We start from the raw sequence: 26,043 nt of genomic DNA, 5'->3' as shown, positions 1-26,043 counted from the left end.
CGTGACGCGCCGGTGAACTCTCGGTGCCCGACGGGTCAGTCGTACGACAGCGTGACGATGGAGCTGGTCGACGGCGTCGCCGCGTTCGGGTCGAGGTAGACGTCGGGCTCGAGGTAGATCACGGCGACCTCGGCGACCGCGGCCTGCACCCGGCGCTTGGCCTGGTGCAGCACGAACGAGACCTCGCGCATCGTGAGATCGGGATCGAGGTCCACCTTCGCCGCGACCATGAGTTCGCCGTCGACCTCTCCGAGGTCGAGGCTGATCACCCGGGAGATCCTCGCGCCGTCCAGCAGCGCCTCTTCGATGTGTGCCCGGTGCTCGCTACTCGCGGTCATCTCGATCCCTTCGTCGCTTGCCCACATTCTACGGGGGAGGCCTCCGGATCGGGTCATAGAAGCGGGACTGCGCGGAGATGCGCGAGTCGGTGCTCGCGCGGCGTGCGACCGTAGGTCGACTTGAAGAGCTTGCTGAAGTGACTGAGGTCGATGAAGCCCGCGGCCTGCGCGATCTGCAGCACTGTGCGTTCCCGCAGGGCGGAGTCCTCGAGATCGATCCGGCAGCGTTCGAGACGCCGGGATCGGATGTAGCCGGAGACGGTGAGGCCCTCTTCCTGGAACAGGTACTGCAGCTGGCGGGTGGAGATGAAGTGACTCTTGGCGATCGCATCGATGGTGAGGCCGGGATCGGTGAGGTGCGCGTCGATGTACCTGCGCACCGATTCGAAGGCCACTCCGTGCTCGTCTTCGGATGCTCTCGATTGGATCTCGGCGGAGAGGAGCGCTGTGATCAGCTCGAAGGCGCTGTGCATGATGCGCGAGCCGTTCACCCCCTCGAGGTGATCGAGGTTCTCGGCCATGTGCTGCATGAACGGGCAGATCACCCTGCCGATCCCGCTGTCGCCCGCCAGTCGCGCCGCGGTCACCGTGTGCACCATGCTCGCCGACAGCCCGAGCATGGAGTGGGGGAAGAGCATGACGAGCGAGCGCATCGGACCGTCGTACTCCAGCGTGTAGGGGCGGGAGGTGTCGTAGATCGCCGCGTCCCCCGGGCTCAGGTGAGCGCTGCGCCCGTCCTGCATGACGAGCCCCGTCCCCTCGAGCTGCATGCTCAGCTTGAGGTGGTCGTTCTTATCCCGGCGGATCGCGTTCGAGAGGCGGTGAACGCTGTGCGGAGAGGCTGCGATATCGGTGATGCAGATCCCGCCGATCGTGCGGGTGCGGATCGTGCCCGAGAAGGTCTCCGGCGACTTCGTCGAGAGCGCGAGGGGAACGAACCGATTGCCGACGAGTCGTACCCAATCATCGAAGCCCACCGAGTCGTGAGACTCCATCGAGTATTGCGGATCGTGCGCCGACATCGGCTTGCCTCCCTGTCAGATGAACATCCTCGTCCGCCTTAAGAGTAGGCGCATCGGGGCGAGCCATCCATACGTGACGGGGTGAACCCTGCGGCGGCTGCGCGAACTGCCAGTTTGCGTGCGGCGTTGGACAACTTCAGGGTGCCGTCGCTCCGCCACACTGTGAGATGCACGCGGCGACGCGGTCGCGGGGGAATCTTCAAAGGAGCGGATTGTGATCCAAGACGAGCTATACGAGGTCGGTCTGAACCAGCGGCGCACGATGTTCGGCCCGGAGGGGGCCGAGGGGCAGGTCGAGCACACCACGGACCTCAACGACAAGCTCCAGGATTTCGTCACCCGGTACTGCTTCGGCGATATCTGGCAGCGAGAGGGGCTGACGTATGCGGAGCGCAGCCGGGTCACCTTCGCGATGCTCATCGCACAGGGCAAATCCCACGAGCTCAGAGTGCACGCCCGAGGCGCGCTCGAGAACGGGGTCACCCCGCTCGAACTGCGCGAGGTGGTCATCCACTCGATCCTCTACTGCGGCATCCCCGCGGCGGTCGAGGGTCTGCGCGCGGTCGAGGAGATCCTCGCCGAGCGGGGGATCGTGCCGGAGTTCGACGGCGAGGCGGCCCGCCCCTGACGGGCGGCGGGCATGAGAGCTGAAAGGAACGACGATATGAACAATCAGATCACGCGGGTCGGCTTCATCGGCCTGGGCACGATGGGGGATCCGATGTCGAGCAACATCTCGGCATCGGGCGCGTTCGACCTCGCCCTCTTCGACGTGGATCAGGATCGGGCGCGGAAGCTCGCCGCCCGCATCGGTGCGACGGCGGTGTCGAGCGTCTCCGACCTCTCCGATCGCGAGGTCATCGTGATGATGCTGCCGACGAGCGCGATCGTGCGCCGGGCGCTCCTCGATGACGACGGAGCGCCGAGGATTCCCGCTCGGCCCGGAACCGTGTTCGTCGATATGAGCTCCTCGGATCCGACGGAGACGGTCGAGACCGGCGAGGCGCTGGAGAGGGCGGGGTATGCGATGGTCGACGCGCCGGTCTCCGGTGCGCGGGAGCGCGCGGTCGACGGCACGCTCTCGATCATGCTCGGGGCCGACGACGACGCCGCAGCCGAGCGTGCGATCCCGGTGATCGAGACCATGAGCTCCCGCATCTTCCGAACGGGCAGGCTGGGCACCGGGCACGCGATGAAGGCGCTCAACAACTTCGTCGCCGCTGCGGCGTTCACGGCCTCCTCAGAGGCGTTGATAGCGGGAAGCCGTTTCGGCCTCGATCCCTCGGTGATGGTCGACGTGTTCAACGCGTCCACGGGTCAGAGCTTCGTGACCACCCACGTGCTGCCCGAGCACGTCGTCGATGGCCGCTTTGCCAGCGGGTTCGCCCTGCCGCTGTTCACGAAGGATGTGCGGATCGCCCAGCGCGTGCAGCGGGCCGCCGGTCGCGAGGCTCCCGTCTGCGACGCGGTGACGGGCGCCATGGGTGAGGCGCTCGAGGCGCTCGGCGACGTTGACCACACCCGCGCCTTCGAGTTCTGGCGGGATCGGTAGGGCTCGGTATGGGAACCTCTGCGGAACCCGGCGGATCGGCTTTCGACCGCCTGTTGCAGCGGTGCAGCGCCGCGCTGGGCGTCGTCGCGGCGAGCGCGCTCGTCGTGCTCATGCTCGCGACCGTGATCGATGTGCTCGTGCGCAGCATCACGCGGGCGAGCTTGCCGGGGATGATGGAGATCGCGGAGACCGCGCTGGTCGCCTCCGTGTTCCTCGGTCTGGCATGGACCTCGATTCAGGGCGGTCACGTCGCTGTCACCGTCGTCACCGATCGTTTGAAGCCGGTGCCGGCTCGCGTCGTCTCGATGCTCGTCTGGGTGCTCAACACGGGCATTCTCGCTTGGACGACCGCCGCCCTGTTCCTGCGCGCCGCGCAGTCCACGAGCATGAGCGAGACCCGGTTCGGCCTCGTGCAGTGGCCGATCTGGCCCCTGCGCTGGATCATCGCCGTCGGCGTGCTGTTCTGGACGGTCGTCGCGATCGTCAACCTGGTGCGCGTGATCCGGGGGCGCACCGCTTACGGAGAAGAGACGGAGGTGGTGCTCGATGCGTAGGGATCGCACCCGCACCCTCCCGCTGATGGGAGGCCAGTCATGCTCGTCACAATGATCGTGCTCGCGGTGGTCGCCCTGCTGCTCGTGCTGCTCATGCTGCGCATGCCGGTCGCGCTCTCGCTCGCGCTGACGGGGGCGCTGGGCCTCGGGATCCTGCAGGGTACCGACTACACCACCAATGTGCTCGGCTCGGTACCGTTCAGCGCGACGGCGAGCTTCTCGCTGACCATCATCCCCATGTTCATCCTCATGGGCATGTTCGCCATGCGGGCGCGGATCGCGGAGCACGTGTTCGCGGTCGCCAACCACATGGTCAGCCGTTTCCCCGGGGGTCTCGGCGTCGCCACGGTGATGGCGTGCGCGGGGGTCTCGGCGGTTTCCGGTTCGAGTATCGGCACGGCCGCGACCATGTCGAAGCTGTCGGTCGGGCAGATGCGAGCCTACGGCTACCCGGCTGCGCTCGCGACGGGCATCGTCGCGATCGCGGGCACGCTCGGCGTCGTCATCCCGCCCAGCACATTCCTGGTGCTGTACGCGATCATGACGGGCGAATCGGTCGCGCAGATCCTCGCGGCCGGCATCATTCCCGGCGTGCTCTCCGCGCTCGGCTACATCGTGTACATCCTGGTGGTGGGGCACCGGCAGATCGTGCGCCCCGAGGCGACGCTCACCGAGGCTGTCGCGGTCGCGCACGCGGATGCGGCGGCGCAGCGCGGAGCGCGATCCGGAGCCGCCGAGCCGGCCGCGAGCATCTCCCAGCTGCCCCCGGGGACCCCCGACACCGAGGCCGTGCGACAGGTCTACGGGCGCACGCTGAGAGATCTGCCGTGGCGAGGCCTCGTGCGTCTGGGCGTGATCTTCTTGATCATCCTCGGCGGCATGTTCTCCGGGATATTCACCTCGACCGAATCAGCCGCCATCGCGGCATTCGTGGCGCTCGTGATCCTGCTCTGGGAATTCCGGCGCGAGGGCTGGAGCGTCGTGTGGGACAAGGTGAAGGGCGCCCTGCTCGACACGGCTCAGACGACGTCGATGGTCTTCATGATCCTGGTGGGCTCGAGCGTGTTCTCGACCTTCCTGATCGCGGCCCACGTGCCTGACACGGTCACGAACTGGGTGGCGGGGCTCGACGTGCCGCCGCTCCTCACGATCGGCCTGCTCCTGCTCCTCCTGCTGCCGCTCGGCACAGCGCTCGACGAGATCTCAGTGCTCATCATCACCATCCCGATCATCTACCCGATCGCGATGGAACTGGGGTTCGACGGGATCTGGCTCGGGCTCATGATCGTGAAGCTGACGGCGATCGGGATGGTGACCCCGCCGGTGGGCATGACCTGCTTCGTCGTATCCGGTGCCACCGGGGTGCGCACGGAGACCGTGTTCAAGGGCGTGCTGCCGCTCATGCTGATGGATCTCGTAGTCTCGGCGATCCTCTTCTTCGTGCCCGCGATCACCCTGTTCCTGCCCTCGCTCGTCGCGCAGGGGGCCGGCTGATCAGGCTTGCGCGAACGCCTCACCCGGCTGCGCCGTTCGCCAACGACAGCGCGGCCGGGCCGCTGAACAATGAAGTCAACCCCGCCCCACGCGGCGGAACACCCACGAAAGGACGATGATGTTCTCCACTCGACAGCACCCCAGGGGGCTCGGCCGAGCCGCCGGATCGATCGGCCTCATCGCGGTCGCGGGCCTCGTGCTCGCCGGCTGCTCGGGCATCAACAACGCGTCGCCGGGCGGCGAAGGAGGCGATGGCGGCGGGGAGACCGTCACCTGGACGCTCGTGACGGGCGCTCAGGCCGACACCCCCAACGCGGCGGTGCAGAACTGGTTCCTCGACCGCGTCGAGGAGGTCACGGAGGGTCGCATCAACTTCGAGCGGACCGCCACCGAGGCGCTGTGCAAAGCGCCCGAAGTCGCCGACTGCGTACGCGACGGCCGGGCCCAGATCGGCGTGACCGTGCCCGACTACACGCCGCAGTACTTCCCGTCCACGAGCATGGTGAGCATCCCGTTCCTAAGCCAGAACGCTCAGGCGACGATGCAGTCGATCTACGACCTGCACCGGGACTACGATCCGGCGAAGGCGATCATGGAGCGCAACGGCCTGCACCACGTCGCCACGTGGCCGGTGGGGCGCTTCCTGCTCGGCGGGCATGAACCGATCACGAACGTCTCCCAGTTCCAGGGAGCCCAGGTGAGAGTCTCGGGCCCGATCATCCAGCAGGCCGTCGGCGACGCGGGCGGGAACATCGTCGCGGTCACCGCTCCCGAGACCTACGAGGCGGTCGAACGGGGTGTCGTATCGATGATCGGCGGCGCCATCGACTTCCCCGTGAACTACGGACTGATGGAGCTGCTGCCCGACTGGACGGATCCCGGCGTCGGCCAGTACTCGACCTTCGGCATGTGGGTCAACGCCGATGCCTACGACTCTCTGCCGGATGACCTCCGTGAGCAGTTCGATCAGGTGACCGACGAGCTCAACACGGGCGCCGGCATCGCCGCCTTCAACGAGGTCGCGGCGGGTCAGTGCCAGCAGATGAAGGACGCGCCGACGGTGAAGTCCCTGAACGCGTGGGAGGAGCAGGACACGCAGGCATGGAAGGACGCACTGGGCGACACGGGCAAGGAGATGTGGATCGACCTCGCCACGGAGCAGGGTCTCGACGACGCCGAGGGCGTGCTGGATCAGTACATCGACGGCCTCGAGACCTACGACGATGTCGCCTATGACGATGCGACGGCGGCCTGTGTGGCGTCGTTCGAGGACCGCTGACCGGTGCGCCGGCAGAGCGAGAAGAGGAGCAGAGAATGACGGACAACGCATTGCTGAACGCGATCACGGTGGCCGAGGCGGCCGGGCGCGCGATACCCGACGCCGCTACCGGGGAGACGATCGGGTATGCGCCCGTGCACACGGTCGCCGATCTCGACGCCGCCGTGGAGACGGCGCGGGAGGCGCAGACGGGGTGGGCCGCGCTGGGCCATCACGAGCGCTCGCGGCTGCTGCGCATCGCCGCCGACGAGATCGAGGCTCACGCCGAGGAACTCGCCCAGATCATCGCGCGGGAGCAGGGCAAACCGCTGAACGGCGCAGGCGCGCGGTTCGAAGCGGGCGGGTGCGCGGTGTGGGTGCGGAACGCGGCCGACACCGCGATCGAGCCCGAAGTGCTGTTCGAGGCGGAGGGGACGCGGTCGGAGCTGCACTACGTGCCGCTCGGCGTCGTCGCGGCGATCGGCCCGTGGAACTGGCCGGCGCTGATCGGGATCTGGCAGATCGCGCCGTCGCTGCGGATGGGAAACGCCGTCGTGGTGAAGCCGAGCAGCTACACGCCGCTGAGCGTGCTCGCGGTGGTGGAGCTCATGAACTGTCATCTGCCGGCCGGAGTGCTGACCGTCGTGTCCGGCAACCGCGAGGTCGGGGCGCGCATCGCGAGCCATCCCGGGATCGACAAGGTCATGTTCACCGGCTCGACCGAGACCGGCCGTGAGATCGTGCGCAGCTCGGCCGACAACCTCGCGAGGCTGACGCTCGAACTCGGAGGCAACGATCCGGGGATCGTGCTGCCCGGCGCGGATGCGCGGGCGATCGCAGAGGGCCTGTTCTGGGGCATCTTCATCAACACGGGTCAGACCTGCGCGGCCCTCAAGCGCCTGTACGTGCACGACTCGGTGCATGACGACGTGGTCGCCGCGCTCGCGGAGATCGCGGATGCGGTGCCCATGGGGCCGGGCACGGAAGAGGGGAACCTGCTCGGCCCGCTGACGACGCCGCAGCAGTTCGAGATCGTGGGGCGCCTGGTCGACGACGCGCGTGCCCGGGGTGCGCGGATCGTGACCGGAGGCGAACCAGCCGCCGAACTCGGGGCGCAGTTCTACCGCACCACGATCGTGACCGACATCGAAGACGGTGCGGCGCTGGTCGACGAGGAGCAGTTCGGTCCGGTGATCCCGATCATCCGCTACACCGATCTCGAGGATGCGATCGCTCGGGCCAACGCCTCCGAGCAGGGCCTCGGCGCCTCGGTTTGGGGTGACCCCGACGAGGCCCGCAGGGTTGCGGAGCGGATCGAGGCGGGTACGGTGTGGATCAACCAGCACGGCACCCTCAACCCGATGGTGCCGTTCGGCGGGGTGAAGGCCTCGGGGTACGGGCTCGAGTTCGGAGCGCACGGACTCAAGGCCGTCGCCGCGCCGAAGGTCATCACGGTCTGAGCGACCGGGGCCGCGCGGAGAGACACCCACCGGCGGGCGTCTCCCCGCGCAGCCTCGCTCGTAGACTTGAACCATGCGCGAGACGACGAACGAAACCCTGCCCCGCACCGCCATGATCGGAGTCGGCTCGATGGGGGGCGCGATCCTCACCGGCCTGCGAGCGCCCGACGTGAGCATCGAACTGCCGATCGCGGTGACGACCCGATCGGCGGCGAGCGCCGCGGCATTCGACGACGCCGAAGACGTGGTGGCCTTCGCGGGAGAGAGCGATCCCGAGGCGAACCGCCGCGCAGTGCGCGGCGCGGGCCTCGTGATCCTCGCGGTGAAGCCGTGGATGATCTCGGACGCCGCGCGCGAGATCGCCGACGCGCTCGAGCCGGGCGCGATCGTGGTCAGCGTCGCGGCCGGGGTTCCGAGCAGCGCGATCGAGGCGGAACTGCCCGAGGGCGTCTCGGTGGTGCGGGCGATGCCGAACACGCCGTCGCACATCGGGCGGGGCGTGACGGGAATCGCGGGAGGCTCGTCGGCGAGCGATCAGGCGGTCGACACGGTGCGGCGCCTGTTCGAGACGGTCGGCTCGGTGCTCGTGGTGCGCGAGGACCAGATCAACGACGTCGCCGCGGTCTCGGGATCGGGGCCGGCCTATGTCTTCCTCTACGCCGAGCACATGACCGCCGCTGCTCGGCGGATGGGGTTCGACGCGGAGCAGGCGCGGCTGCTGGTGCAGCAGACGATCGCCGGCGCCGCCGAGCTGATGGTGCGCAGCGACGAGGAGCCCGAGCAGCTGCGACGCAATGTGACGAGCCCGAAGGGCACGACCGAGCAGGCGGTCGCGGTGCTGCAGGAGGCCGACTGGGGCGATCTGTTCGACCGGGCGCTCGCCGCGAACGTGCGCCGGTCCGAGGAGCTCGAGCGCGGCGAGTAGCGGCGTTCCTTGCCGGGTCAGGCGAGCGCGCGCCGGGCCGGCATGTGAGGCCCCGGGGCATTGATCGTCTCGACGGCGACCAGCCGGCCGGCGCGCCACCGCTCCACCACGAGCTTGCCGTCGTCGCCCTGCTCAATCGGGCGGGCCTCGTCGTCGGGCATCGCGATCCCCGCGATCTGCAGTCGGCGGTCGCCCTGGGTGCTCCAGAACCAGAGCACGGAGCGGTAGTCGCTCTCGGCGGCGCCGGTGAGCACGGCCGCAACGTGGCGCGCGTGGTCGGTCGCGTTCTGCACCGACTCGACGCGCATCTCAGTACCCGCGAACCGGTTTGGGTATCGCGCGCAGTCGCCGATCGCGAAGACGCCCTCGTCGCTCATCCGCAGGTTGCCGTCGACCACGATCCCGGAGGCCGCGATCCGCTCGCCGTCCGCCAGTTCGACGCCGACCGCCCATCCGTCGCGGCCGAGGATCGCGGTGACTCCGTCTGACTTCTCCCGCCGGATCCCTCTCACCGTAGCCGAATCCCTCACAGAGCCGAGCGCGTGGGAGGGCCCCGCTCCCCGGTGCGGTTCACCAGGGGAGCGGGGCCCTCTCGGGACTCAACCCGGGTTGTTGAAGAACTCGTCCAGCGAGTCGCCGGGGAAGTACGCCTTCGGATCGCCCGCGAAGTCGGTCTGGTCCGCAAGGTCCCAGGACTCGTCGCCCCACTCCTCGATGTTGTCGCGATTGACGATGAACGGGTGGGTGATGACCTGGTTCACCTTCGGGCCCTCGCCGTGCAGGGTTCGGATCCCCACCTCCGCCATGGCCTCCCCCATCCTCGCGGTGGGCGACGCGGTGCCGACGTAGGGGTAGTCGGGGTTCTGCAGCGCCCAGCTGATGAAGCCCTGCAGGGCGCCGATGTCCGCGATGGGCACGGGTTCGCGCCCGGACTCCAGGAAGGCGTTGAGCACGCCGAGGCCCATCGTGCCCGAGTGGATGACGCCGTCCACCGGCGCGGGGTTCGCCGAGAGGTACTTCAGCGTCTCCGCCTGGGCGGTGCCCGACTCGAAGAAGCCGGTCACCTCGCCGCCGATGGAGATGCCCGGGCAGAGTTCGAGCGCGGCGTTGTAACCGGCCAGCGCGTCGGTGTCGCTCGTGATGCCGGGGACTCCGGCGACGCGCAGGAGGTTGCCCTCGCCGCCCATCGCCTCGTAGACCTGGGCGCCCACTTCCATCGACTGGAGCACCTGGTTGCTCGCCACGCTGAGGGCGTACTCGGAGTCGACCGGGGTTTGGAAGACGACCACCGGGATCCCCGCCTCCCCCGCGGCCTCGATGACCTCGAGGCTCGGCTCGGGGGCGAGCGGGAGGAAGTAGATGATGTCGGGATCGCGGGACATCGCCTCCTCGAACTGCTGCAGCTGCTGCGGCACGTCCTGGTGGTTCGCCGGGGCGTACTCGGCGATGAGCTCCACGTCGTTCTCGGCGAGCGTCTTCTTGATCGCATCGTAGAGGCTGACCTGGAACGGGTTGGTCGGCGGATTGGTGATCATGGCTGCAGTGAACGGCCCCTCGTGGTCGGGGGTCCAGTCGGCCCAGGCCGACTCCTTGATCTCGAGCGGGTAGCCGTTGTATGCGGACTTCACCTCGTCGCTGAGGCCGTCCAGCAGGCCGTTCGGATCATTGGGTTCGAGCACGGGCACGGTGCCGCACTCGCCGAGATCGGAGGACGCGGTGGTGTCGTCGGCGCCGTCGGACCCGCCGCCGGAGCCGGAGGCGCAACCGGAGAGCGCGAGGCCCGCCACGGCGAGGGCGGTGAACGCCCTGGTGATCGGTCGTCTCTGGTGGATGTGCTTGCTCAATCTGAACTCCTCGTCGAGTGGATGTTGAGTGTGTGGTGAACGCCCCGGGGGCGTTGCACAATGATAGCCACATTCGATACGATACGTACAGTTTATGTTATGGAAACGTGCCCTCCGCGACGATGCGGAGAACTCGACGAGGAGTCGCATGAATGAGCATCAACCCCCGCGCCTAAGTCTCGACGGCATCGGCAAGCGCTTCGGCGCCACCCGCGCACTCGTGCACGCATCGATCAAGCTGCACGCCGGCGAGGTGCACACGCTGCTCGGCGAGAACGGGTCGGGGAAGAGCACGCTCGTCAAGATCATCGGAGGCGTGCATCAGCCCGATCAGGGCACCGTGCGCCTCGGCGGCTCGGACGTCTCGATGCGCTCGCCCCGGGAGGCGAGCGAGCTCGGGATCGAGACGGTCTTCCAGGAGGTGCTGACCGCCGGAGGGCAATCGGTCGTCGACAACGTCTGGCTCGGCGCGGGCGGACTCTTCCGCCGGAGGCTGTCCCCCGCCTCGCAGCGGGAGAAGGCGGCCGAAGTGCTGGGGCGCCTTCTCGGAGACGCTCCGCTCGACCTGCCGGCGGCGAAGCTCTCGCTCTCCGAGCGCCAGGCCGTCTGCATCGCGCGGTCGCTCGTGCGCGACCCCCGAGTGCTGATCCTCGACGAGTCGACTGCGGCGCTCGACGTGCAGACCCGCGACCGGCTCTTCGCCGAGATGCGGCGACTCACCGAGGAGGGGGCGAGCGTGCTATTCATCTCGCACCGCATGGACGAGGTCGAGGCCGTCTCGGATCGGGTCACCGTGTTGCGCACCGGACGGACCGTCTCGACGGTCGAACGTGAGGCGATGTCGATCCCGAACCTGATCCAGGACATGACCGGGGAGCGCGGCGGGCTCGCCGCCCGCGAGAAAGAGCCCCGCACGCCGGGTGCCGCGGTGCTGGAGGCGCGGGGCGTGCGGCTCGGGGACGGCGCCGCCCCGATCGACCTCACGGTGCGGGCCGGCGAGATCATCGGGCTCTGCGGACTGGAGGGGCACGGGCAGGACCTCTTCATCCGCCGGCTGGGCGGTGTCGCGAGCGGAGCGGGCCGGGTCGTGCGCATCGGTTCCCGCGGCCGGGGCGACACCGAGGTCACGTGGCGGCGGGCCGGGCGGCTCGGGATCGCGTACCTCCCCCGAGAGCGCCGGGGCGAGTCGCTCTTCGAGGCGATGTCGATCCGGGAGAACTTCGCGCTGCCGACGCTGCGGGAGGACCGCCGGGGCGGGCTGGTCAGCGCGCGGCGGATGCGGGAGCGATTCAGCGGGTTCGTCGACGGCCTGAGCATCCGCCTCGGCAGCCCCGACGACCCGATCTCGACCCTCTCCGGCGGCAGCCAGCAGAAGGTGCTGCTGGCCAGGTGGCTCGCCACCGGCCCGGACGTGCTGCTGCTGAACGATCCCACGCGCGGAGTGGACATCTCGACGAAGCGGGAGATCTACGCGACGCTCAACCGCCTCGCGTCGGAGGGGATGGGCGTGGTCATGCTGTCGAGCGAGGTCGACGAGATCGTCGAGCTCGTCGACCGCGCACTCGTGTTCCGCGACCGCGAGGTGTTCGCCGACCTCGCCCACGAGGGGATCACGCACGAGGCGGTCGTCTCCGCCTACTTCGGCCAGCCGGCGGGGAGCGTCTCATGAACGGCGTCCTCTCGTTCTTCCGTCAGCGCCCCTGGGCGTTCGCGCTGCTGCTGTGCGTTGTGCTCCTGGTGCTCAACGTCATCGTCTCCCCGAGCTTCCTGGACCCGGCCCGATGGCCGGCGATCCTCGGCACCTTCGCCCCGTTCGCCCTCGTCGGCTTCGCCTCGACCCCCGCCATTCTCTCCGGCGGCATGGACGTGTCCGTGGGCCCCCTGACGACGTTCATCAGCGTCGTCTTCATCGCCGTGCTCATGCCCGCGGGGCTCGGGAGCGCGCCGCTCGCGATCCCGATCCTGCTGCTGCTCGCGACCGGGATCGGCGCGATCAACGGCGTGCTCGTCGCCGTGGTGCGGCTGCACCCGGTCGTCGCGACCGTGGGTATGCTCTTCCTGCTCGTCGGGCTCTCGCAGACCATCGCACGGACCCCCGTGTCCGCGAGCGACCGATGGAGCGAGGGGCTGGCGCGCTCGGTGGGCGTGGTGCCCGGAGCCGTGATCACCATCGGTTCGGCACTGCTGATCTGGTACCTGCTGCGCCGCACGGCGTTCGTGCGAAACCTGCTCGCCACGGGCGACAGCGACGTGTCGGCCTACGGTTCGGGCGTGAACGTGACTGCCGTGAGGGTGCTCGCCTACTCGCTCGGCGGCCTCTTCGCCGGGATCGGGGGAATCGCGCTGTCCGCCCTGCTGCAGTCCTCGGAGACCTCGCTCGCGACCACCTACGCGCTCCTCGGCCTCGCCGCGGTGGTGCTCGGGGGGACGAGCCTGCTGGGCGGGCGGGGAGGCCTCGTCGGATCCATGCTCGGAGCCTTCGCGCTCTACCTGATCCAGCAGTTCCTCACCGCCGCCGGCGTGCAGACCAACTTCATCCAGTTCGCGTACGGCGCCGTGCTCATCCTCGGGGTGCTGCTCAGCGCGACGCTGCTGTCGACTCGCGGCGAAGGGAAGCGATGATGAACACACGACCCCCGACCGCGACGGTCAACACCCCTCTGCCTTCGCCGCGCGGGATCGCGGGATTCCGGACCGCACTGCTGCGACTACCCATCCTGCAGATCGCGGTGCTGACGGTGCTCGCCGCCTGGCTGGTGGCGACCGTGCCCAGCATCTTGAACCCGGTGTCGATCGTCTCGATCCTGATGCTCGTCTCCCTGCTCGCCCTCGCCGCCATGGGGCAGACCCTGGTCGTCATCCTCGGAGGGCTCGACCTGGCGATCCCGGGGTACATCATCGTGGGATCGTTCGTTGCCTCGAATCTCGCCACCGGAGCCGGATGGCCCCTGCCGCTCGCCCTGCTGACCACCGTCGCCGTCTGCGGCGGGGTGGGAGCCTTCGTCGGCTTCGTGAGCCACCGATACGAGGTGCAGCCCCTGGTGCTCACGCTCGGCGTCAGCGCGGCCCTGACCGGGGGCACGTTGTTCATCGCGAACGCCGACTACTCCTCGGCTCCCCCCGATGCCCTGCGGAGCCTGACCGGCATCACGAGCACGACCTTCGGCCTGCCCGTACCTCCCCTGATCCTCATCGTCGTCGTCGCCGCGGTGCTCGTCTGGCTCTTCCTCGCGCGCACCGTGAACGGGAGGCGCCTCTACGCGACGGGCGCCAACCGCCGCGCCGCGGGGCTCGCCCGGATCAGCACCGGCACGGTCTGGACGGGGGTCTTCGCCATGTCGGGCGTCACCGCCGGGATTGCGGGCATGCTCCTCGCGAGCTTCAGCTCGGGGTGGAACGCGACCAGCGGCGACCCCTACCTCTTCACGGGTCTCGCCGCGGTGCTGCTCGGCGGCACCACCTTCGGCTCGATCCGAGGCAGCTACACGCGCACCGTGCTGGGCGCCACGATCCTCACCCTGCTCTCGACCATCGTGGTGAGCAACGGGATGAGCGACGGCCAGAGCCGCATCATCTACGGCCTGGTCATCATCGGCGTCGTTGCGCTCTACGGCCGCGATCGCCACGTGAGAGACCGGTTCTGAACGTTCTGGAAGAACCCGAAGGAGACCGTGCGAATGCCGCAGATCAGCGCCCCCAACAGACCCCTCGCCGCGACGGATGCCGTGCTCGTGTCGTATGCCAGGACCCCGTTCGGGCGGGCCCGGAAGGGCTCGCTCGCATCCGAACGACCCGAAGATCTGGGCGTCGCCGCCATTGCCGCGGCGATCGAGCGGGTTCCGGGTCTCGACCCGGGGGAGCTGCAGGACTTCTGGGTGGGCACCGCGGTCCCGCAGGGCGCGCAGGGCGACAACCTCGCCCGCAGGATCGCGGTGCTCGCCGGCCGTGACGGGTTGCCCGGTGCGACGATCAACCGCTTCTGCGCATCATCGCTCGAGGCCGTGGCCTCGGCCGCTCGGGCAATCCGCGCCGGCGACGGCGACGCCTACCTCGTCGCGGGCGTCGAGTCGACCTCCGTGGAGCCGCCGACGACCACGAACCCCCACCCCGCGTCCGCGCGCGCCGCGGCTCGGGCCGACGCGCTCTTCGCCTCGGGAGAGCCGTGGCGGGATCCGCGCGAGAGCGGTGAGGATCCCGACATCTACATCGCGATGGGCAAGACCGCGGAGTTCGTGGCGCGGCTCACGGGCACGACGCGGCTCGACCAGGACTCCTGGGCGCTGCGCTCGCAGCAGCGCGCGGCGCGGGCGATCGCGGACGGCTACTTCGACCGCGAGATCGCCCCCTATACCCGTGCGGACGGCTCGGTGGTCGACGCCGATGACGGCCCGAGGCCGCAGACCACGCTCGAGGTGCTCCAGGGGCTGCCGCCCGCATTCATCGAGACCGGCACGGTCACCGCGGGGAATGCGAGCCCGCTCAACGACGGCGCCTCGGCCGCCGTGCTGATGAGCGCGCGTCGCGCGCGGGAGCTCGGCCTGACCCCGCTCGCACGCGTGCTCGGAGCGGGAGCGAGCGCGCTCTCCCCGGAGATCATGGGGCTGGGGCCCGTCGAGGCCTCGGGACGCCTGCTCGAGCGGCTGGGGCTCGGCATCGGGGATCTCGACCTGATCGAGCTGAACGAGGCGTTCGCGGCCCAGGTCGTGCCGGTGGTCCGGCAGCTCGGTGCGGATCCCGAGATCGTCAACCCGCACGGCGGAGCGATCGCTCTGGGCCACCCGTTCGGGGCGACGGGGGTGCGCCTCGTCGGGACGCTGGCGCACGGGCTGGCGGATCGTGACGGAACCCTGGGGCTTGCGACGCTCTGCGTCGGGGGCGGTCAGGGCATGGCGATGGTCATCGAGCGGCTGGCGTGAGATGAGCATCGATCCGTACGTGCAGCAGCTGCTGGCGGCCGAGCGCAGCGGCCAGTCCCTCGGCCTGAAGGTGACGAGCGCGAGCGGAGGGCAGGCGACCGCCGAGCTGGTCGTCTCGGCCGAGATGGCGAACGGGCACGGGGTCGCGCAGGGCGGATACACGTTCACGCTCGCGGACCAGGCGTTCGCCTGCGCGGCCAACTCGCTGCTGCCGGGCGCCGCGACGGCGGAGGCCTCCATCACCTATCTCGCGCCGGCGGAAGTGGGCGCCACCCTGGTGGCCGAGGCGTCGACGTTCTTCGTGGACGACCGCAGGATGGTGGTCGACGTGATCGTGCGCGCCGACGGTCGGGAGATCGCGCTGTTCCGGGGCACGGGGCGCGTGATGCGACCGAGAGTTTAGTCCACGGGCGGGGGTCTGAATCCGCCGAAGGTATGGGATCTGCCGTAGATATGCCGGATCACGCGGATCCGGCATATCTACGGCAGATCCCATACCGTTTGCGCGTCTCACAGGCGGCAGGTCGCCGGTGCCGCTACGCCGCGGTGCCGCTACGCCGCGGTGCCGCTACGCCGCGGTGCGCCCGCGGACGAACTCTTCGTCGAGGGAGTCGGTCACCGGCAGCCCTGAGGCGATGAGCGCCTGGCGAGCCTGCTTCATGAAGCGATCCGGCATCTTGGACGACGGCGGCCGCAGGGCGCCGCCGTTGAAGCCCGCCAGCCACTCCTGGTACTTCCACTGGGTGCGGTTGATGGTGCTGGTGCCGGGCGTCGAGGTGCTGGAGATGGCGGTGTTGGCCTGGCGGGCCGGGTGCACCTGCCAGTACAGCTTCATGGCCTCCTCCCAGCGCCCGGTGCGGGCCAGCTCGAACGCGCGCGGATAGTAGTCGCCCATCCAGTTGGTGTTGCTGGTGCCCGAGAACTGGAAGTCGAGCACCGACATGAGCGGGATCGTCTCGGCCTCGATGGGGCAGGAGATCACGACCTCTTCGTGGAAGTGGTGGTACATCTCCATCACGCCGGGGATGCCCGGGTAGCCCTGTTCGGCCTTGATCGCGACGATGCTGGGCAGTTCGTCGAGCACGCGGCGCACGAACTCGACGCTCATGCCGGCGGGGTGGATACGCTCGAAGCCCCACGCGGGAAGCGGGAAGAGCATGGTGGCCAGGTCGGTGCCCTCGGTGAAGGCCCTGGTGTACTCGAACACCTCGTCGTACGACGTCGGCCAGAACGCCGCGGGATAGGCGAGCAGCGCGCGGTCGGCGCCGGCCGTCGTGGCGAGGTTCGCGGCCCGGATGTTCTCCTCGAGCGTGCCGAAGATCGCGTGGAAGAACAGGGCGAAATCGGGTCCGGCGGCCTCGCGCGCGACGGCCGTGATCCGGGCGTTCTCCTCGGGGGTGACGTTGACCTCCGCCACGATCAGGGTGCCGGCGAAGCCGAGCTCCTTCAGCCGGAGGACGTCGTGGCGGATCGCGTTCTCGTTGATCCCGCTGAAGTCCGGTGTGTACGAGGGGTGCGTCACCGCCACCGTGCCGCGGAAATTCTGCCGCGCCCAGGCCCGGGCCTCTGCTTTGGTGTAATCGACCATCTGCGTTCTCCTTCGTTCATTTACGGCTGGTCACGATGCCCACGGGCAGGCGGGTGCCGGTTCCGGCCCGCTGCGCCCGCTCGACGAGCATCTCGGCGACAGCGATGTCCTGCAGCCCCGAGCCCGTCGACTTGTAGATGCGGATGCCCTGCTCGGGATCGACGCGCTGCGTCTCCGTGAGCACCGCGTTCAGGGTGACGGTCTTGTGCTCGACCGCCACTCCGGCTTCGGCGGCGGCGAGCATGTCGCCGCTGCCGTGGACGACCTCGTCGAACGTGTCGACGACGATCGTCGCGGCGCGCTCCAGGAGTTCGACGGGCAGTTCTCGCTGCGCCGGCGTGGTGGAGCCGATGGAGAGGACCGTGGCGGAATCACCCACCCACTCGGCCTGCACGGTCGGGCTCTCGTCGCGGGACCTGGCGGCGCACAGCAGCAGGTCCGCGCCTCTCGCGGCGGCCTCCGCGCTGGCGACCGCCCAGGCCGGAGCGCCGTAGGCGCCGTCGACCTCGGAGGCGAAGCGCTCGCGGTTCGCCTCCGTCGGGCTGAAGATCCGGATCTCCGAGACTTCGAGCACGCGGGAGAGCGCCTCGAGGTGGGATCTCGCCTCGAAGCCCGAGCCCACGATCCCGATGCTCAGGGGGCCTCCCGGTGTGATGGCGGCCGCGGCGACGGCGGTCGTCGCCGCGGTGCGGAGCCCGGTGACCCGGTTGCCGTCGATCAGCGCGACCAGTGCGGCGTCCGACTTGTCGAAGAGGGAGATCAGGTAGCTCACCTGCAGGCCGTCGGCGAACGAGCCGACGATCGCCTTCGAACCGAACAGTCGCCCGCTCGCGGGGATCGACGGCATGATGCGCGTCCACTCCCGGGAGGTCTGCGCGAAGATCCGCCCGGGGGTGCGCCCGTCGTCTTCGGGGGCAGCGTACGCGGCGCGGATGGTGGCGATCGCGTCGTCCCAGTCGGACAGCTGCTGCACGTCCGCATCGGTGAGGAAGAGCGGCGGCGCGGGCGGTGGGGTATCTTCTGAACTCACGGCACTCCTTTGTGGTGCTCCGCCCCGGGTTGCGCGGATGCCTGCGAGTCTATCCTATCCGAAACGGATCGTATCTAATAGACTCTACCGGATAGAACGTCCGTCTCTCGAGCGTCGGGGTAGCTACGATCATGAGCATGGTCAGTGTCGACTACAACCTGCTGCGCCCACTGCGCGCGCTGCTCGAGGAGCGCAGCGTGACGCGGGCCGCCGAGCGGCTGCACGTCGCGCAGCCCACCATGTCCATATCGCTCTCGCGTCTGCGATCCCACTTTGGCGATCCGCTGCTCGTTCGCAAGGGCCGGCAGCACGAGCTCACCGTGCTCGGCCAGCAGCTGCTGGCCGAGCTGCCTGCGATGATGGGCGAGCTCGACCGGGTGCTGCAGCTGGAGGCGACCTTCGACGCGGCCGCGAGCACCCGCACGTTCGAGATCGCCGGCGTCGACTACGCGATCGCGCGGATGGCGCCGGCGCTGAACCGCATCGTGACGGCCGAGGCGCCCATGATCCGCCTCGAGTTCGTGCCGGCCTCGTCGCAGCTGGTGAACGAGCTCCCCGACTCCCTCCGCTCGATCGACGGGCTGATCCTGCCGCACGGATACCTGGCGGACGAGGATCACCTCGACCTGTACGTCGAGGACTGGGTGTGCATCGTCGACGCGGAATCGGAGATCGGCGAACAGGTCACCGTCGAGGAGTTCTCGCGGCGGCGCTGGGTGCACACGCTCGCTCCGCGGGACGGAATGACCCCGGCCCGTCGGCAGCTGCAGGCCCAGGGGGTGGATCTGACGACCGCGGTCGTGACCCCGCACTTCCTCGTGGTGCCGTCGCTCGTGGCGGGCACGGACCGGGTCGCCCTGCTCCCAGACACGCTGGCGCGGCAGGCCGAGGCGCGGGGAGAGGGGGTGCGGGTGGTGAGGCCGCCGGAGCCGCTGGACCCCATCCGGGATGCCTTCTGGTGGCATCGGGACCGCTCGCACGACGCAGGGCATCTCTGGCTGCGCGAGGTGCTGAAGCGTGCGCATGACGACACTATTGCGAAACACAATATTCATCATTGACAGGTCGGGATTCCCCGCATCATCTTGTTCGATCAGAGTGGAGCACGAGGCACGAAGTCGTGCACCTGAAGAAAGGGAATGTCGATGAAGACGTTGAATCTGCTGTCGCAGCTCACCCACCTCGAGATCTACGCGCTCGACCTCGAGGAGAGCGTCCGCTACTACGTGGAGGAGGTGGGCCTCCGGGTGATCGACAAGGACGATGAGAAGGTCTACCTGCGCGCCTGGGGGGACTTCTACACCTACAGCCTGGTGCTGAAGAAGGGCGTCGCGCCCGGACTCGTCTCGATGGCGTGGCGCACGACCAGCGACGAGGCGCTCGACGAGGCGGTCGAGCGGATCGAGGCCGCCGGCTACGGGGGCGAGTGGAAGGAGCCGGGGGCGCACCTCGGACGCTCCTACGTCTTCACCGGACCGTTCGGTCACACGATGCAGCTCTTCTGGGAAGCCGAGCGGTATCACGGCACGGGCGAGTTCGCGTCCGAGTTCCCCGACCGTCCGGAGAAGCGCCGCGCGGTGGGAATCGCGGCCCGTCACCTCGACCACGTGACCATCGCCTCGCGAGACGTCGAGGGGTTCGCGAACTGGTACAGCGAGACGCTGGGGTTCCGGCGCATGGGATACTCCGGGTTCGAGATCGAGGGCAAGGATGTGACCTTCTTCGGCGTGCTGACCACGAACGAGAAGTCGCACGACCTCGGGATCCTGCTCGACGGATCGAACGACGGCTCCGGTCGCATCCACCACTACGCGTGGTGGGTCGATACGCGCGCCGAGCTCGACCGGGCCGCCGATCTGCTGATCGAGCGCGGCACTCCCATCGAGTACGGCCCCGGTGTCCACGGAGTGGGGGAGCAGGCCTTCCTCTACTTCCGCGAGCCGAGCGGGCTCCGCATCGAGCTGAACACCGGCGGCTACCGCAACTACGTGCCCGACTGGGAGCCCTTCCGCTGGCACCCGTCGCAGGGCAACGACGACTTCTACCGCAACCGGGTGCTGCCGCAGACGATGCTCGAGGCGTTCCCCCCGGCGTCCGGCCCGACCGCCACCGAGCAGGGCCTGGTCGAGGGCTCGGAGGAGGCGATGGTCGCCGCTGCGGTGCGCGTGAGCGATCCCGACCAACGCTGAGAGACGCCCCTCGGAGGCTCGCGGACAGCAGTTGTCAGCGGGCCTCAGGGCGGTTATCATAATTACGATACGATACGTACTGCACACAAAGGAGTGACATGCGGGAAATATTCGACGCCGACGTCATCGTGGTCGGCGCGGGGCCGGTCGGCACCGTGGCTCTCGGTCTGATGGGACGAGCGGGGCTGCGAGCGATCGGGATCGACAAGGACCAGCAGATCTGGCCCACGGCCAGGGCCGTGCACTTCGACGGCGAGACCTTCCGCACCCTGCAGTCGCTCGGCGTCACCGACGAGTTCCGCAAGGTCACCATCCCGATGGCCTCGATGCACATGGAGAACGAGGCTCGCGAGATCCTCCTCAGGCTCCCGACCGGTCAGTTCGGCTCGCAGGGGTGGCACGACGATCTCAACTTCCACCAGCCCGACATCGAAGCGCTGCTGCGCGACGTCGTCGACGGCCTTCCGAACGTCGACCTCCGCGTGGGAGTGGAGGCGCTCGCGGTGCGCAACACCGACATCGGGGTCGAGGTCGACATCCGTGACGCCGACGGCTCCGAGACCACGCTGCGAGCGCGCTGGGCGATCGCGGCCGACGGCGCCAGATCCGCCGTTCGCCAGTCGTTCGGCATCGAGGCCGACCGGTTCGGCGAGGACCGGCAGTGGGTCGTCGTCGACGGTCACCTCGTCGACAGCCCGGGGTACGAGGACGACATGATCTTCCTCGGACACCACACGCGCCCGGCGCTCTGGGTGCGGCTGCCCGGCAGCCGCGTCCGCATGGAGTTCATGGTCATGCCGGGGGACGACCCCGAGGAGATCGTGACGCCGGAGGGCATCGAGCGCATCAGCCACGGCGTGCTCCCGGCCGACAGGTTCACCCCGGACCGCCAGGTGCTATACACCTTCCGCGGCCGCATCGCCCGGCAGTGGCGGATCGGCAACGTCTTCCTCGCCGGAGATGCGGCGCACCTCGCTCCGCCCATGTTCGGGCAGGGGCTGTGCGCGGGGATCCGCGACGTCGCCAATCTCTCGTGGAAGCTCGACCTCGTGGCGCGGGGGCTCGCCGACGACGGTCTGCTCGACACCTACGAGACGGAGCGCAAGCCGCACGCGCGCGCCTGGGTGGAGCAGGCGGTGCAGGCCGCGCTGTACGTGCAGACGACCGACCCGGCCGTGGCCGCCGAACGGGACGCGGTGATCCGGGCCAACCCGGCCTCGCTCGCACCCGTCTCGCCGCGCCTCGGTCCGGGGATCCACACCGGCGACGTCGACGAGCGCGCCGGCGCGCTCAGCGTGCAGCCGATCCTCGAAGACGGCACGAGGCTCGACGACCTCGTGGGGAGGCGCTTCGTCGTCGCCGCCGCGCGGGAGGCGTACGATGCGCTGGACCCCGATCTCAGGAGCCGGCTCGAGGACGATCGCGACGTCGCCGTGCTGCTCGACGAGTCGCAGACGCGTGGGCTGCTCGAGGCCTCGGGCGGGCTCGGCGTGGTGGTGAGGCCCGACAGGTACGTGCTCGGGGTCGCGGATTCCGCCGCGGAGCTCGCGGCGCTCATCCAGCGCCTCCCCTCCCAGAGTCGGCCGGCCGTCGCCGTCTGATGAACAACCACGAACGCTCGGAGCTGCCCCATGGTCGATAACGTGAACGCCCCCTTCGTGCTCGGCACCGTCGGGATCGGCGGTGAACGGGTGCCCGTCGCGGTGGCCGGAGACCAGCGGTACGACCTCCGCGGGCTGCTCCCCGGCATCGTGCAGACCTCGGATCTCTTCGAGGATTGGGACGCGAACCTCGACCGGATCGAGGCCGCGCTGGCGGATCCCGGCGCGCGTGGCCGGATCCCCTCCGGACCCGTGGACTCCGGCAGGATCCTCCCGCCGGTGCAGCCGATCGGTCCGATCCTCGCCGCGGGCGCGAACTACCGAGAGCACATCCTCCAGATGAGCGTGGCGCACAGGCTCGGGAGACCGGGCGCGAACGACGCGGAGCTCTGGGCCGAGGCGGCGAAGGAGAACGACGAGCGCCGGGCGCACGGCGATCCCTACGTCTGGACCGGCATCCCCTCGGCGGTGAGCGGCGCCTTCGACGACGTGCAGCTCCCCGAGGTCGGCGACGACATCGACTGGGAGCTGGAGCTCGGCGTGGTGATCGGCCGGGCGGGCCACCACATCCCGATCGAAGAGGCCTTCGACCACATCGCCGGGTACACGATCGTGAACGACGTCTCCGCGCGCTCGCTGATCCCGCGCCCGGACGTCGCCAACATCGGCACCGACTGGTTCCGCGGCAAGAACCAGCCGACCTTCTTCCCGACGGGGCCGTGGCTCGTGCCGGCGCGCTACGTGGAGGATCCGGGCGATCTGCGGATCACGCTGAAGCTGAACGGCGACGTGATGCAGGATGCGAGCACGGACGACCTGATGTTCGACGTGCCGAGCCTGATCTCGTACGTTTCGTCGTACGCGATCATCCAGCCGGGGGATCTGCTGATCACCGGGTCGCCCGCGGGCAACGGCTCCCACTGGCAGCGGTTCCTCCGAGACGGGGACGTGATGGAGGGCGCCATCACCGGACTCGGCTTGCAGCGCACTCCCGTTCGCGGTGCGAAGGGCGTGCCGCCGCCCTGGCAGCGCTCCCGGCGATGACGCTCCGGCAGAGCCACTTCGTCGAACCGGTCCCGCTCGTCGTGGCCCGGGAGCGGGGTCTGCTCGCGGGCCTCGACATCGGCCTCGAGCGGACCAGGGGCAGCGCCGCTCAGCTGCGGGGCCTGCTGAGCGGCGAACTCGACCTCGTGGTCTCGGCGATCGACAACCTCTTCGAGTGGACGGCCGCCGGAGCCGATGTGCGGCTGGTCGCCCAGATGGAGCGCACCACGCCGCTGCACCTGTACGCGCGCCCGGGGCTCGACGCGCTCGAGGCGCTCAGCGGTGCCGGCTTCGCGGTCGACGCCTACGCGAACGGGTTCTCGCTCATCGCCCGGAAGCTGTTCGCCGACGCCGGCATCGACGTGCGGTACGAAGAGGTCGGGGGCGTGCAGGAGCGCATGGAGGCGCTGCTCGCCGGGGACGTCGACGCGACGCTGCTCGGCCCCCCGTTCGATCTCCTTGCGGCCGAAGAAGGGGCGGTGCGGGTGCTGGACCTCTCCGAGCGGTTCCCGGAGCTGCCGGGCCAGGGGCTCATCGTCCGCACCGAGCTCGTGCGCTCCCCAGAACTGCTCGACTACCTGCGCGCGCTCGTGCGGGCCGTGCGGCTCGCGGAGTCCCTGCGTACCGAGGCGGGCGTCGCTCTGATGGAGCGGGCGGGATTCGGGGCTGCGGCCGCGTCGCACTGGGGCGCGCGTCCGCTCAGCCTCGACGTCGAGCCGCGCGGTCTGACGTTCGTGAGCGAGGTGCGGCGAGGGCTCGGCCTGCTGCGGGGCGCCCCCCTCGACGAGCTGCACGATCCCGAACCGATGCGAGAGGCGCGAAGAGGCGTCTGACAGCGGTGCGACGACGCACCACCCGAAGGGAGCGGAAGTATGGCGAAACACACCAAGACACCGAGGGCGGGGATCATCGGCGCCGGTCCGGCGGGACTCGCGGCCGCACTCGCCCTGACCAGGCTGGGCTGGGAGGTGCGGCTCTTCGAGCGGTATCCGGAGATCCGCGCGGCGGGCAACATCCTCAATCTGTGGCCCGCGCCGCAGAAGGCGCTCCGCGCGCTCGGCGTGGACGTCACCGAGCTCGGCGCCCCGGCGTTCACCCAGCTCCGGCGCCACGATGGTCGATTCCGAGCCGAGTTCTTCGTCCCCGACGACGTCGCCGCGGAGTACAACGGCGGGTTCATCGGGCTGATCCGGTGGGGCCTCTACAAGCGCATGGTCGACGCGCTCGCCGACGGCGTGCTGCAGCTCGACCGCAGGTTCACCGAGTTCGTCGACCGCGGCGACAGCGTGGAACTGCGCTTCACCGAGGGCGAACCCGAGCACGTGGACCTGCTGATCGGCGCCGACGGCGTCGAGTCCGCGGTGCGAACGCAGCTGTGGGGGCCGTCTCCGAAGCGGTATCACGGTATCCACCTGCTGGGGGGCTGGTTCCTCACCGACGAGGAGATCGGCACTCGAGGAGTGTTCGCCCACGATCGCAAGGTGCAGGGCTCGTACACCCCCATCAGGCACGAGGGTCGGGACGGTTACGAGTGGTGGGTGATCGAGAAGTGGGAGCCCGGAGCCCCCTTCGAGGTCGAGGACATCCGCTCCTACGCCCTGAACCTCGTCGGCCACTTCGACGAGCCGCTGCCGAGCTTCATCGCGCGGACCGAGCCCGAGAGCACGCACCGCTGGGAGATCCTCGATCGCAAGCCGATGGAGCAGTGGTCCAAGGGCCGGGTCACGCTGATCGGGGACGCCTCGCACGCGACCTCCCCCTACGCGGCGTACGGCGCGGGAATGTCGATCGAGGACGGGTACTTCCTCGCGCGTCATATGAAGGGCGTCGACATCTCGGATCTCGCCGCGGTGCGGAGCGCGCTGCAGGCGTTCGAGGACGAGCGCAAGCCGCACACGACCGCGGTGAAGGAGCAGGCCTACTTCACGGGCAAGATATTCCATCACGTGCCCGCACCGCTGCGGGATCTGGTCTTCGACCACACGAAGTTCCTGCAGAAGAACCAGGGCGACGGCACGATGAAGCAGACGCTCTCCCAGCTGGCCGATATCGGCGACGGGAGCGAGATCACGGCGTAGCCGCGCTGGAAGCGCCGATCTCCGGAGGCATTCCGGAGATCGGCGCTTCGTTTCCCGGCGGAGTGGACACTCCGATGGAATCTCTATACGATACTAAACGTACCGTATGCAAAGAAGCCTAAGGAGGCCTCATGAAAATCGGACGGATCTCGGTTCCATCGCCCGACGGCGAAGTGACGCGGGTCGTCGCGGTCGAGCCCGAGGCCGGGCGCGTCATCGACCTCGCCCGCGCCTACTCGCTCGCGCTGCAGCGCAACGGGGCCACGCCCGACCGCGCGCGCGAGGTCTCGCTCGCGCTCTTCCCGGCCAGCCTGTCGAACGCACTGGCGGCGGGAGACGCCTTCCTGGACAGGGCCCACGAGGCCCTCGCCGCCGCCGACGACGCATCCGCCCCGATCGACTCCGTGTCGTGGCGAGCGGCGATCGATCCGCCGGTGATCCGCGACGGCCTCACCTTCGGCACCCACATCGAGAACTACTTCAAGAACGTGGTGCACGGCAAGCCGGTGCGCGCCGTCTACGAGCGCCCCGGGTTCTTCAAGGGCAACACGGCGACGGTGTACGGGCACGAGGAGGAGGTGCCGTATCCGAGCATCTCCGAGAAGCTCGATTACGAGCTCGAGATCGGCTACATCATCGGAAGGCCCGGCCGCAATCTCACTCCGGACGACGCGCTCTCGCACGTGTTCGGCATCACGATCTTCAACGACTGGAGCCTGCGCGACGTGCAGGCGCTCGAGAGCCCGATCGGCATGGGGGCCCAGCACAGCAAGGACTTCGCCTACGGCATCGGCCCGTGGATCACCACCCTCGACGAGATCGAGTCGATCGAGGGGCTGACCGGTCAGGTGCGGGTCAACGGCGAGGTGCGATCCGATACCCGCGTGGAGAACTTCGTCTACACTCCGGCGGAGCTGGTCGCCTACGTCTCGCTCTACGGGCAGCTGCAGGTCGGAGACCTCATTGGCTCCGGGACCATGGGCTTCGGCGCCGGTGTCGAGATCAACCGCCTCATCGAACCGGGCGACGTCGTCGAGCTCGAGCTCGAGGGCGTCGGCACGCTGCGCAACCGGCTCGCCGGCCAGAAGGAGACGACTCCCTGGTGGCCGGAGCCGCGCCCCTACCCCTACGAGGACGGGGAGTGAACCCC

At 69.2% G+C, this 26,043-nt stretch carries 25 protein-coding genes; 19 read left to right on the top strand and 6 right to left on the bottom strand.

The window, feature by feature from the left end:
• Positions 1-35 precede the first annotated feature (35 nt).
• Positions 36-338, bottom strand: coding sequence for a hypothetical protein (locus KVY00_RS08285; protein WP_128387588.1), 303 nt, complete (start codon positions 336-338; stop codon positions 36-38).
• Positions 339-391: 53 nt separating this feature from the next.
• Positions 392-1,360, bottom strand: a complete 969-nt coding sequence (locus KVY00_RS08280; protein WP_223042527.1) for an AraC-like ligand-binding domain-containing protein — start codon at positions 1,358-1,360, stop codon at positions 392-394.
• Positions 1,361-1,574: 214 nt separating this feature from the next.
• Between KVY00_RS08280 and KVY00_RS08275 the strand changes: the two genes are divergently transcribed.
• The 7 genes from KVY00_RS08275 to proC all read left to right on the top strand — a co-directional run bounded on the left by KVY00_RS08275 (position 1,575) and on the right by proC (position 8,603).
• On the top strand, positions 1,575-1,988 hold the full coding sequence (locus KVY00_RS08275; protein WP_223042526.1) for a carboxymuconolactone decarboxylase family protein: 414 nt from the start codon (positions 1,575-1,577) through the stop codon (positions 1,986-1,988).
• Between the two features lie 36 nt (positions 1,989-2,024).
• Complete coding sequence (locus KVY00_RS08270; RefSeq protein ID WP_223042525.1) at positions 2,025-2,912, top strand: NAD(P)-dependent oxidoreductase; 888 nt, start codon at positions 2,025-2,027, stop codon at positions 2,910-2,912.
• Positions 2,913-2,920: 8 nt separating this feature from the next.
• Entirely contained in the window at positions 2,921-3,466 is a 546-nt protein-coding gene (locus KVY00_RS08265; protein ID WP_223042524.1) for a TRAP transporter small permease, read from the top strand.
• A 39-nt stretch (positions 3,467-3,505) separates the two neighbouring features.
• Positions 3,506-4,960, top strand: a complete 1,455-nt coding sequence (locus tag KVY00_RS08260; RefSeq protein ID WP_223042523.1) for a TRAP transporter large permease — start codon at positions 3,506-3,508, stop codon at positions 4,958-4,960.
• A 115-nt stretch (positions 4,961-5,075) separates the two neighbouring features.
• Entirely contained in the window at positions 5,076-6,239 is a 1,164-nt protein-coding gene (gene dctP, locus KVY00_RS08255; protein ID WP_223042522.1) for a TRAP transporter substrate-binding protein DctP, read from the top strand.
• Positions 6,240-6,274: 35 nt separating this feature from the next.
• Complete coding sequence (locus tag KVY00_RS08250; protein ID WP_223042521.1) at positions 6,275-7,678, top strand: aldehyde dehydrogenase family protein; 1,404 nt, start codon at positions 6,275-6,277, stop codon at positions 7,676-7,678.
• 73 nt (positions 7,679-7,751) lie between these two features.
• On the top strand, positions 7,752-8,603 hold the full coding sequence (gene proC / locus KVY00_RS08245; protein ID WP_255572558.1) for a pyrroline-5-carboxylate reductase: 852 nt from the start codon (positions 7,752-7,754) through the stop codon (positions 8,601-8,603).
• Between the two features lie 17 nt (positions 8,604-8,620).
• Here the strand turns inward: proC and KVY00_RS08240 are convergent, their stop codons facing one another.
• Entirely contained in the window at positions 8,621-9,115 is a 495-nt protein-coding gene (locus tag KVY00_RS08240) for an oxidoreductase C-terminal domain-containing protein (RefSeq protein WP_223042520.1), read from the bottom strand.
• 87 nt (positions 9,116-9,202) lie between these two features.
• Entirely contained in the window at positions 9,203-10,447 is a 1,245-nt protein-coding gene (locus KVY00_RS08235; protein WP_223042519.1) for a substrate-binding domain-containing protein, read from the bottom strand.
• 148 nt (positions 10,448-10,595) lie between these two features.
• On the opposite strand from KVY00_RS08235, the gene KVY00_RS08230 reads away from it, so the two are divergent.
• From KVY00_RS08230 to KVY00_RS08210, 5 genes are read left to right on the top strand one after another with little or no spacing between them, the layout of a single operon-like run.
• A complete protein-coding gene (locus KVY00_RS08230) occupies positions 10,596-12,116 on the top strand; it encodes a sugar ABC transporter ATP-binding protein (protein ID WP_223042518.1) in 1,521 nt (506 codons plus the stop codon).
• A complete protein-coding gene (locus tag KVY00_RS08225; RefSeq protein WP_223042517.1) occupies positions 12,113-13,069 on the top strand; it encodes an ABC transporter permease in 957 nt (318 codons plus the stop codon). Before KVY00_RS08230 ends, KVY00_RS08225 begins: the two co-directional genes overlap by 4 nt.
• Positions 13,069-14,091: an ABC transporter permease gene (locus KVY00_RS08220; protein ID WP_223042516.1), complete on the top strand. Its 1,023-nt coding sequence runs from the start codon at positions 13,069-13,071 to the stop codon at positions 14,089-14,091. The genes KVY00_RS08225 and KVY00_RS08220 overlap by 1 nt, the downstream gene beginning before the upstream one ends.
• A gap of 33 nt (positions 14,092-14,124) precedes the next feature.
• Positions 14,125-15,363, top strand: coding sequence for an acetyl-CoA C-acyltransferase (locus tag KVY00_RS08215; RefSeq protein ID WP_223042515.1), 1,239 nt, complete (start codon positions 14,125-14,127; stop codon positions 15,361-15,363).
• Between the two features lies 1 nt (position 15,364).
• Positions 15,365-15,766: a PaaI family thioesterase gene (locus KVY00_RS08210; protein ID WP_223042514.1), complete on the top strand. Its 402-nt coding sequence runs from the start codon at positions 15,365-15,367 to the stop codon at positions 15,764-15,766.
• A gap of 165 nt (positions 15,767-15,931) precedes the next feature.
• On the opposite strand, the gene KVY00_RS08205 is transcribed toward KVY00_RS08210, so the two are convergent.
• Complete coding sequence (locus KVY00_RS08205) at positions 15,932-16,951, bottom strand: dihydrodipicolinate synthase family protein (RefSeq protein ID WP_223042513.1); 1,020 nt, start codon at positions 16,949-16,951, stop codon at positions 15,932-15,934.
• Positions 16,952-16,967: 16 nt separating this feature from the next.
• On the bottom strand, positions 16,968-17,981 hold the full coding sequence (locus KVY00_RS08200; RefSeq protein WP_223042512.1) for an ornithine cyclodeaminase family protein: 1,014 nt from the start codon (positions 17,979-17,981) through the stop codon (positions 16,968-16,970).
• A gap of 137 nt (positions 17,982-18,118) precedes the next feature.
• On the opposite strand from KVY00_RS08200, the gene KVY00_RS08195 reads away from it, so the two are divergent.
• From KVY00_RS08195 to KVY00_RS08165, 7 genes are all read left to right on the top strand, one after another.
• Entirely contained in the window at positions 18,119-19,042 is a 924-nt protein-coding gene (locus tag KVY00_RS08195) for a LysR family transcriptional regulator (RefSeq protein WP_223042511.1), read from the top strand.
• A gap of 84 nt (positions 19,043-19,126) precedes the next feature.
• Positions 19,127-20,170, top strand: a complete 1,044-nt coding sequence (locus KVY00_RS08190) for a VOC family protein (RefSeq protein WP_223042510.1) — start codon at positions 19,127-19,129, stop codon at positions 20,168-20,170.
• Between the two features lie 98 nt (positions 20,171-20,268).
• Complete coding sequence (locus KVY00_RS08185; RefSeq protein WP_223042509.1) at positions 20,269-21,771, top strand: bifunctional 3-(3-hydroxy-phenyl)propionate/3-hydroxycinnamic acid hydroxylase; 1,503 nt, start codon at positions 20,269-20,271, stop codon at positions 21,769-21,771.
• Between the two features lie 30 nt (positions 21,772-21,801).
• Complete coding sequence (locus KVY00_RS08180; RefSeq protein ID WP_223042508.1) at positions 21,802-22,815, top strand: fumarylacetoacetate hydrolase family protein; 1,014 nt, start codon at positions 21,802-21,804, stop codon at positions 22,813-22,815.
• On the top strand, positions 22,812-23,648 hold the full coding sequence (locus KVY00_RS08175; RefSeq protein ID WP_223042507.1) for an ABC transporter substrate-binding protein: 837 nt from the start codon (positions 22,812-22,814) through the stop codon (positions 23,646-23,648). Before KVY00_RS08180 ends, KVY00_RS08175 begins: the two co-directional genes overlap by 4 nt.
• Before the next feature lie 39 nt (positions 23,649-23,687).
• A complete protein-coding gene (locus tag KVY00_RS08170; RefSeq protein ID WP_223042506.1) occupies positions 23,688-24,893 on the top strand; it encodes an FAD-dependent oxidoreductase in 1,206 nt (401 codons plus the stop codon).
• Between the two features lie 131 nt (positions 24,894-25,024).
• Complete coding sequence (locus tag KVY00_RS08165; protein WP_223042505.1) at positions 25,025-26,038, top strand: fumarylacetoacetate hydrolase family protein; 1,014 nt, start codon at positions 25,025-25,027, stop codon at positions 26,036-26,038.
• Positions 26,039-26,043 lie beyond the last annotated feature (5 nt).

Origin of the sequence: Leucobacter tenebrionis (genome assembly GCF_019884725.1) — a bacterium.
GTDB classification, from domain to species: Bacteria; Actinomycetota; Actinomycetes; order Actinomycetales; family Microbacteriaceae; genus Leucobacter; species Leucobacter tenebrionis.
This window is presented reverse-complemented; position numbering and strand designations above follow the sequence as displayed.

Coding starts and splice junctions, on each gene's coding strand:
- KVY00_RS08285 (WP_128387588.1), bottom strand. CDS start 338: ATGACCGCGAGTAGCGAGCACCGGGCACACATCGAAGAGGCGCTGCTG.
- KVY00_RS08280 (WP_223042527.1), bottom strand. CDS start 1,360: ATGTCGGCGCACGATCCGCAATACTCGATGGAGTCTCACGACTCGGTG.
- KVY00_RS08270 (WP_223042525.1), top strand. CDS start 2,025: ATGAACAATCAGATCACGCGGGTCGGCTTCATCGGCCTGGGCACGATG.
- KVY00_RS08265 (WP_223042524.1), top strand. CDS start 2,921: ATGGGAACCTCTGCGGAACCCGGCGGATCGGCTTTCGACCGCCTGTTG.
- KVY00_RS08260 (WP_223042523.1), top strand. CDS start 3,506: ATGCTCGTCACAATGATCGTGCTCGCGGTGGTCGCCCTGCTGCTCGTG.
- dctP (WP_223042522.1), top strand. CDS start 5,076: ATGATGTTCTCCACTCGACAGCACCCCAGGGGGCTCGGCCGAGCCGCC.
- KVY00_RS08250 (WP_223042521.1), top strand. CDS start 6,275: ATGACGGACAACGCATTGCTGAACGCGATCACGGTGGCCGAGGCGGCC.
- proC (WP_255572558.1), top strand. CDS start 7,752: ATGCGCGAGACGACGAACGAAACCCTGCCCCGCACCGCCATGATCGGA.
- KVY00_RS08230 (WP_223042518.1), top strand. CDS start 10,596: ATGAATGAGCATCAACCCCCGCGCCTAAGTCTCGACGGCATCGGCAAG.
- KVY00_RS08225 (WP_223042517.1), top strand. CDS start 12,113: ATGAACGGCGTCCTCTCGTTCTTCCGTCAGCGCCCCTGGGCGTTCGCG.
- KVY00_RS08220 (WP_223042516.1), top strand. CDS start 13,069: ATGAACACACGACCCCCGACCGCGACGGTCAACACCCCTCTGCCTTCG.
- KVY00_RS08215 (WP_223042515.1), top strand. CDS start 14,125: ATGCCGCAGATCAGCGCCCCCAACAGACCCCTCGCCGCGACGGATGCC.
- KVY00_RS08210 (WP_223042514.1), top strand. CDS start 15,365: ATGAGCATCGATCCGTACGTGCAGCAGCTGCTGGCGGCCGAGCGCAGC.
- KVY00_RS08205 (WP_223042513.1), bottom strand. CDS start 16,951: ATGGTCGATTACACCAAAGCAGAGGCCCGGGCCTGGGCGCGGCAGAAT.
- KVY00_RS08195 (WP_223042511.1), top strand. CDS start 18,119: ATGGTCAGTGTCGACTACAACCTGCTGCGCCCACTGCGCGCGCTGCTC.
- KVY00_RS08190 (WP_223042510.1), top strand. CDS start 19,127: ATGAAGACGTTGAATCTGCTGTCGCAGCTCACCCACCTCGAGATCTAC.
- KVY00_RS08185 (WP_223042509.1), top strand. CDS start 20,269: ATGCGGGAAATATTCGACGCCGACGTCATCGTGGTCGGCGCGGGGCCG.
- KVY00_RS08180 (WP_223042508.1), top strand. CDS start 21,802: ATGGTCGATAACGTGAACGCCCCCTTCGTGCTCGGCACCGTCGGGATC.
- KVY00_RS08175 (WP_223042507.1), top strand. CDS start 22,812: ATGACGCTCCGGCAGAGCCACTTCGTCGAACCGGTCCCGCTCGTCGTG.
- KVY00_RS08170 (WP_223042506.1), top strand. CDS start 23,688: ATGGCGAAACACACCAAGACACCGAGGGCGGGGATCATCGGCGCCGGT.
- KVY00_RS08165 (WP_223042505.1), top strand. CDS start 25,025: ATGAAAATCGGACGGATCTCGGTTCCATCGCCCGACGGCGAAGTGACG.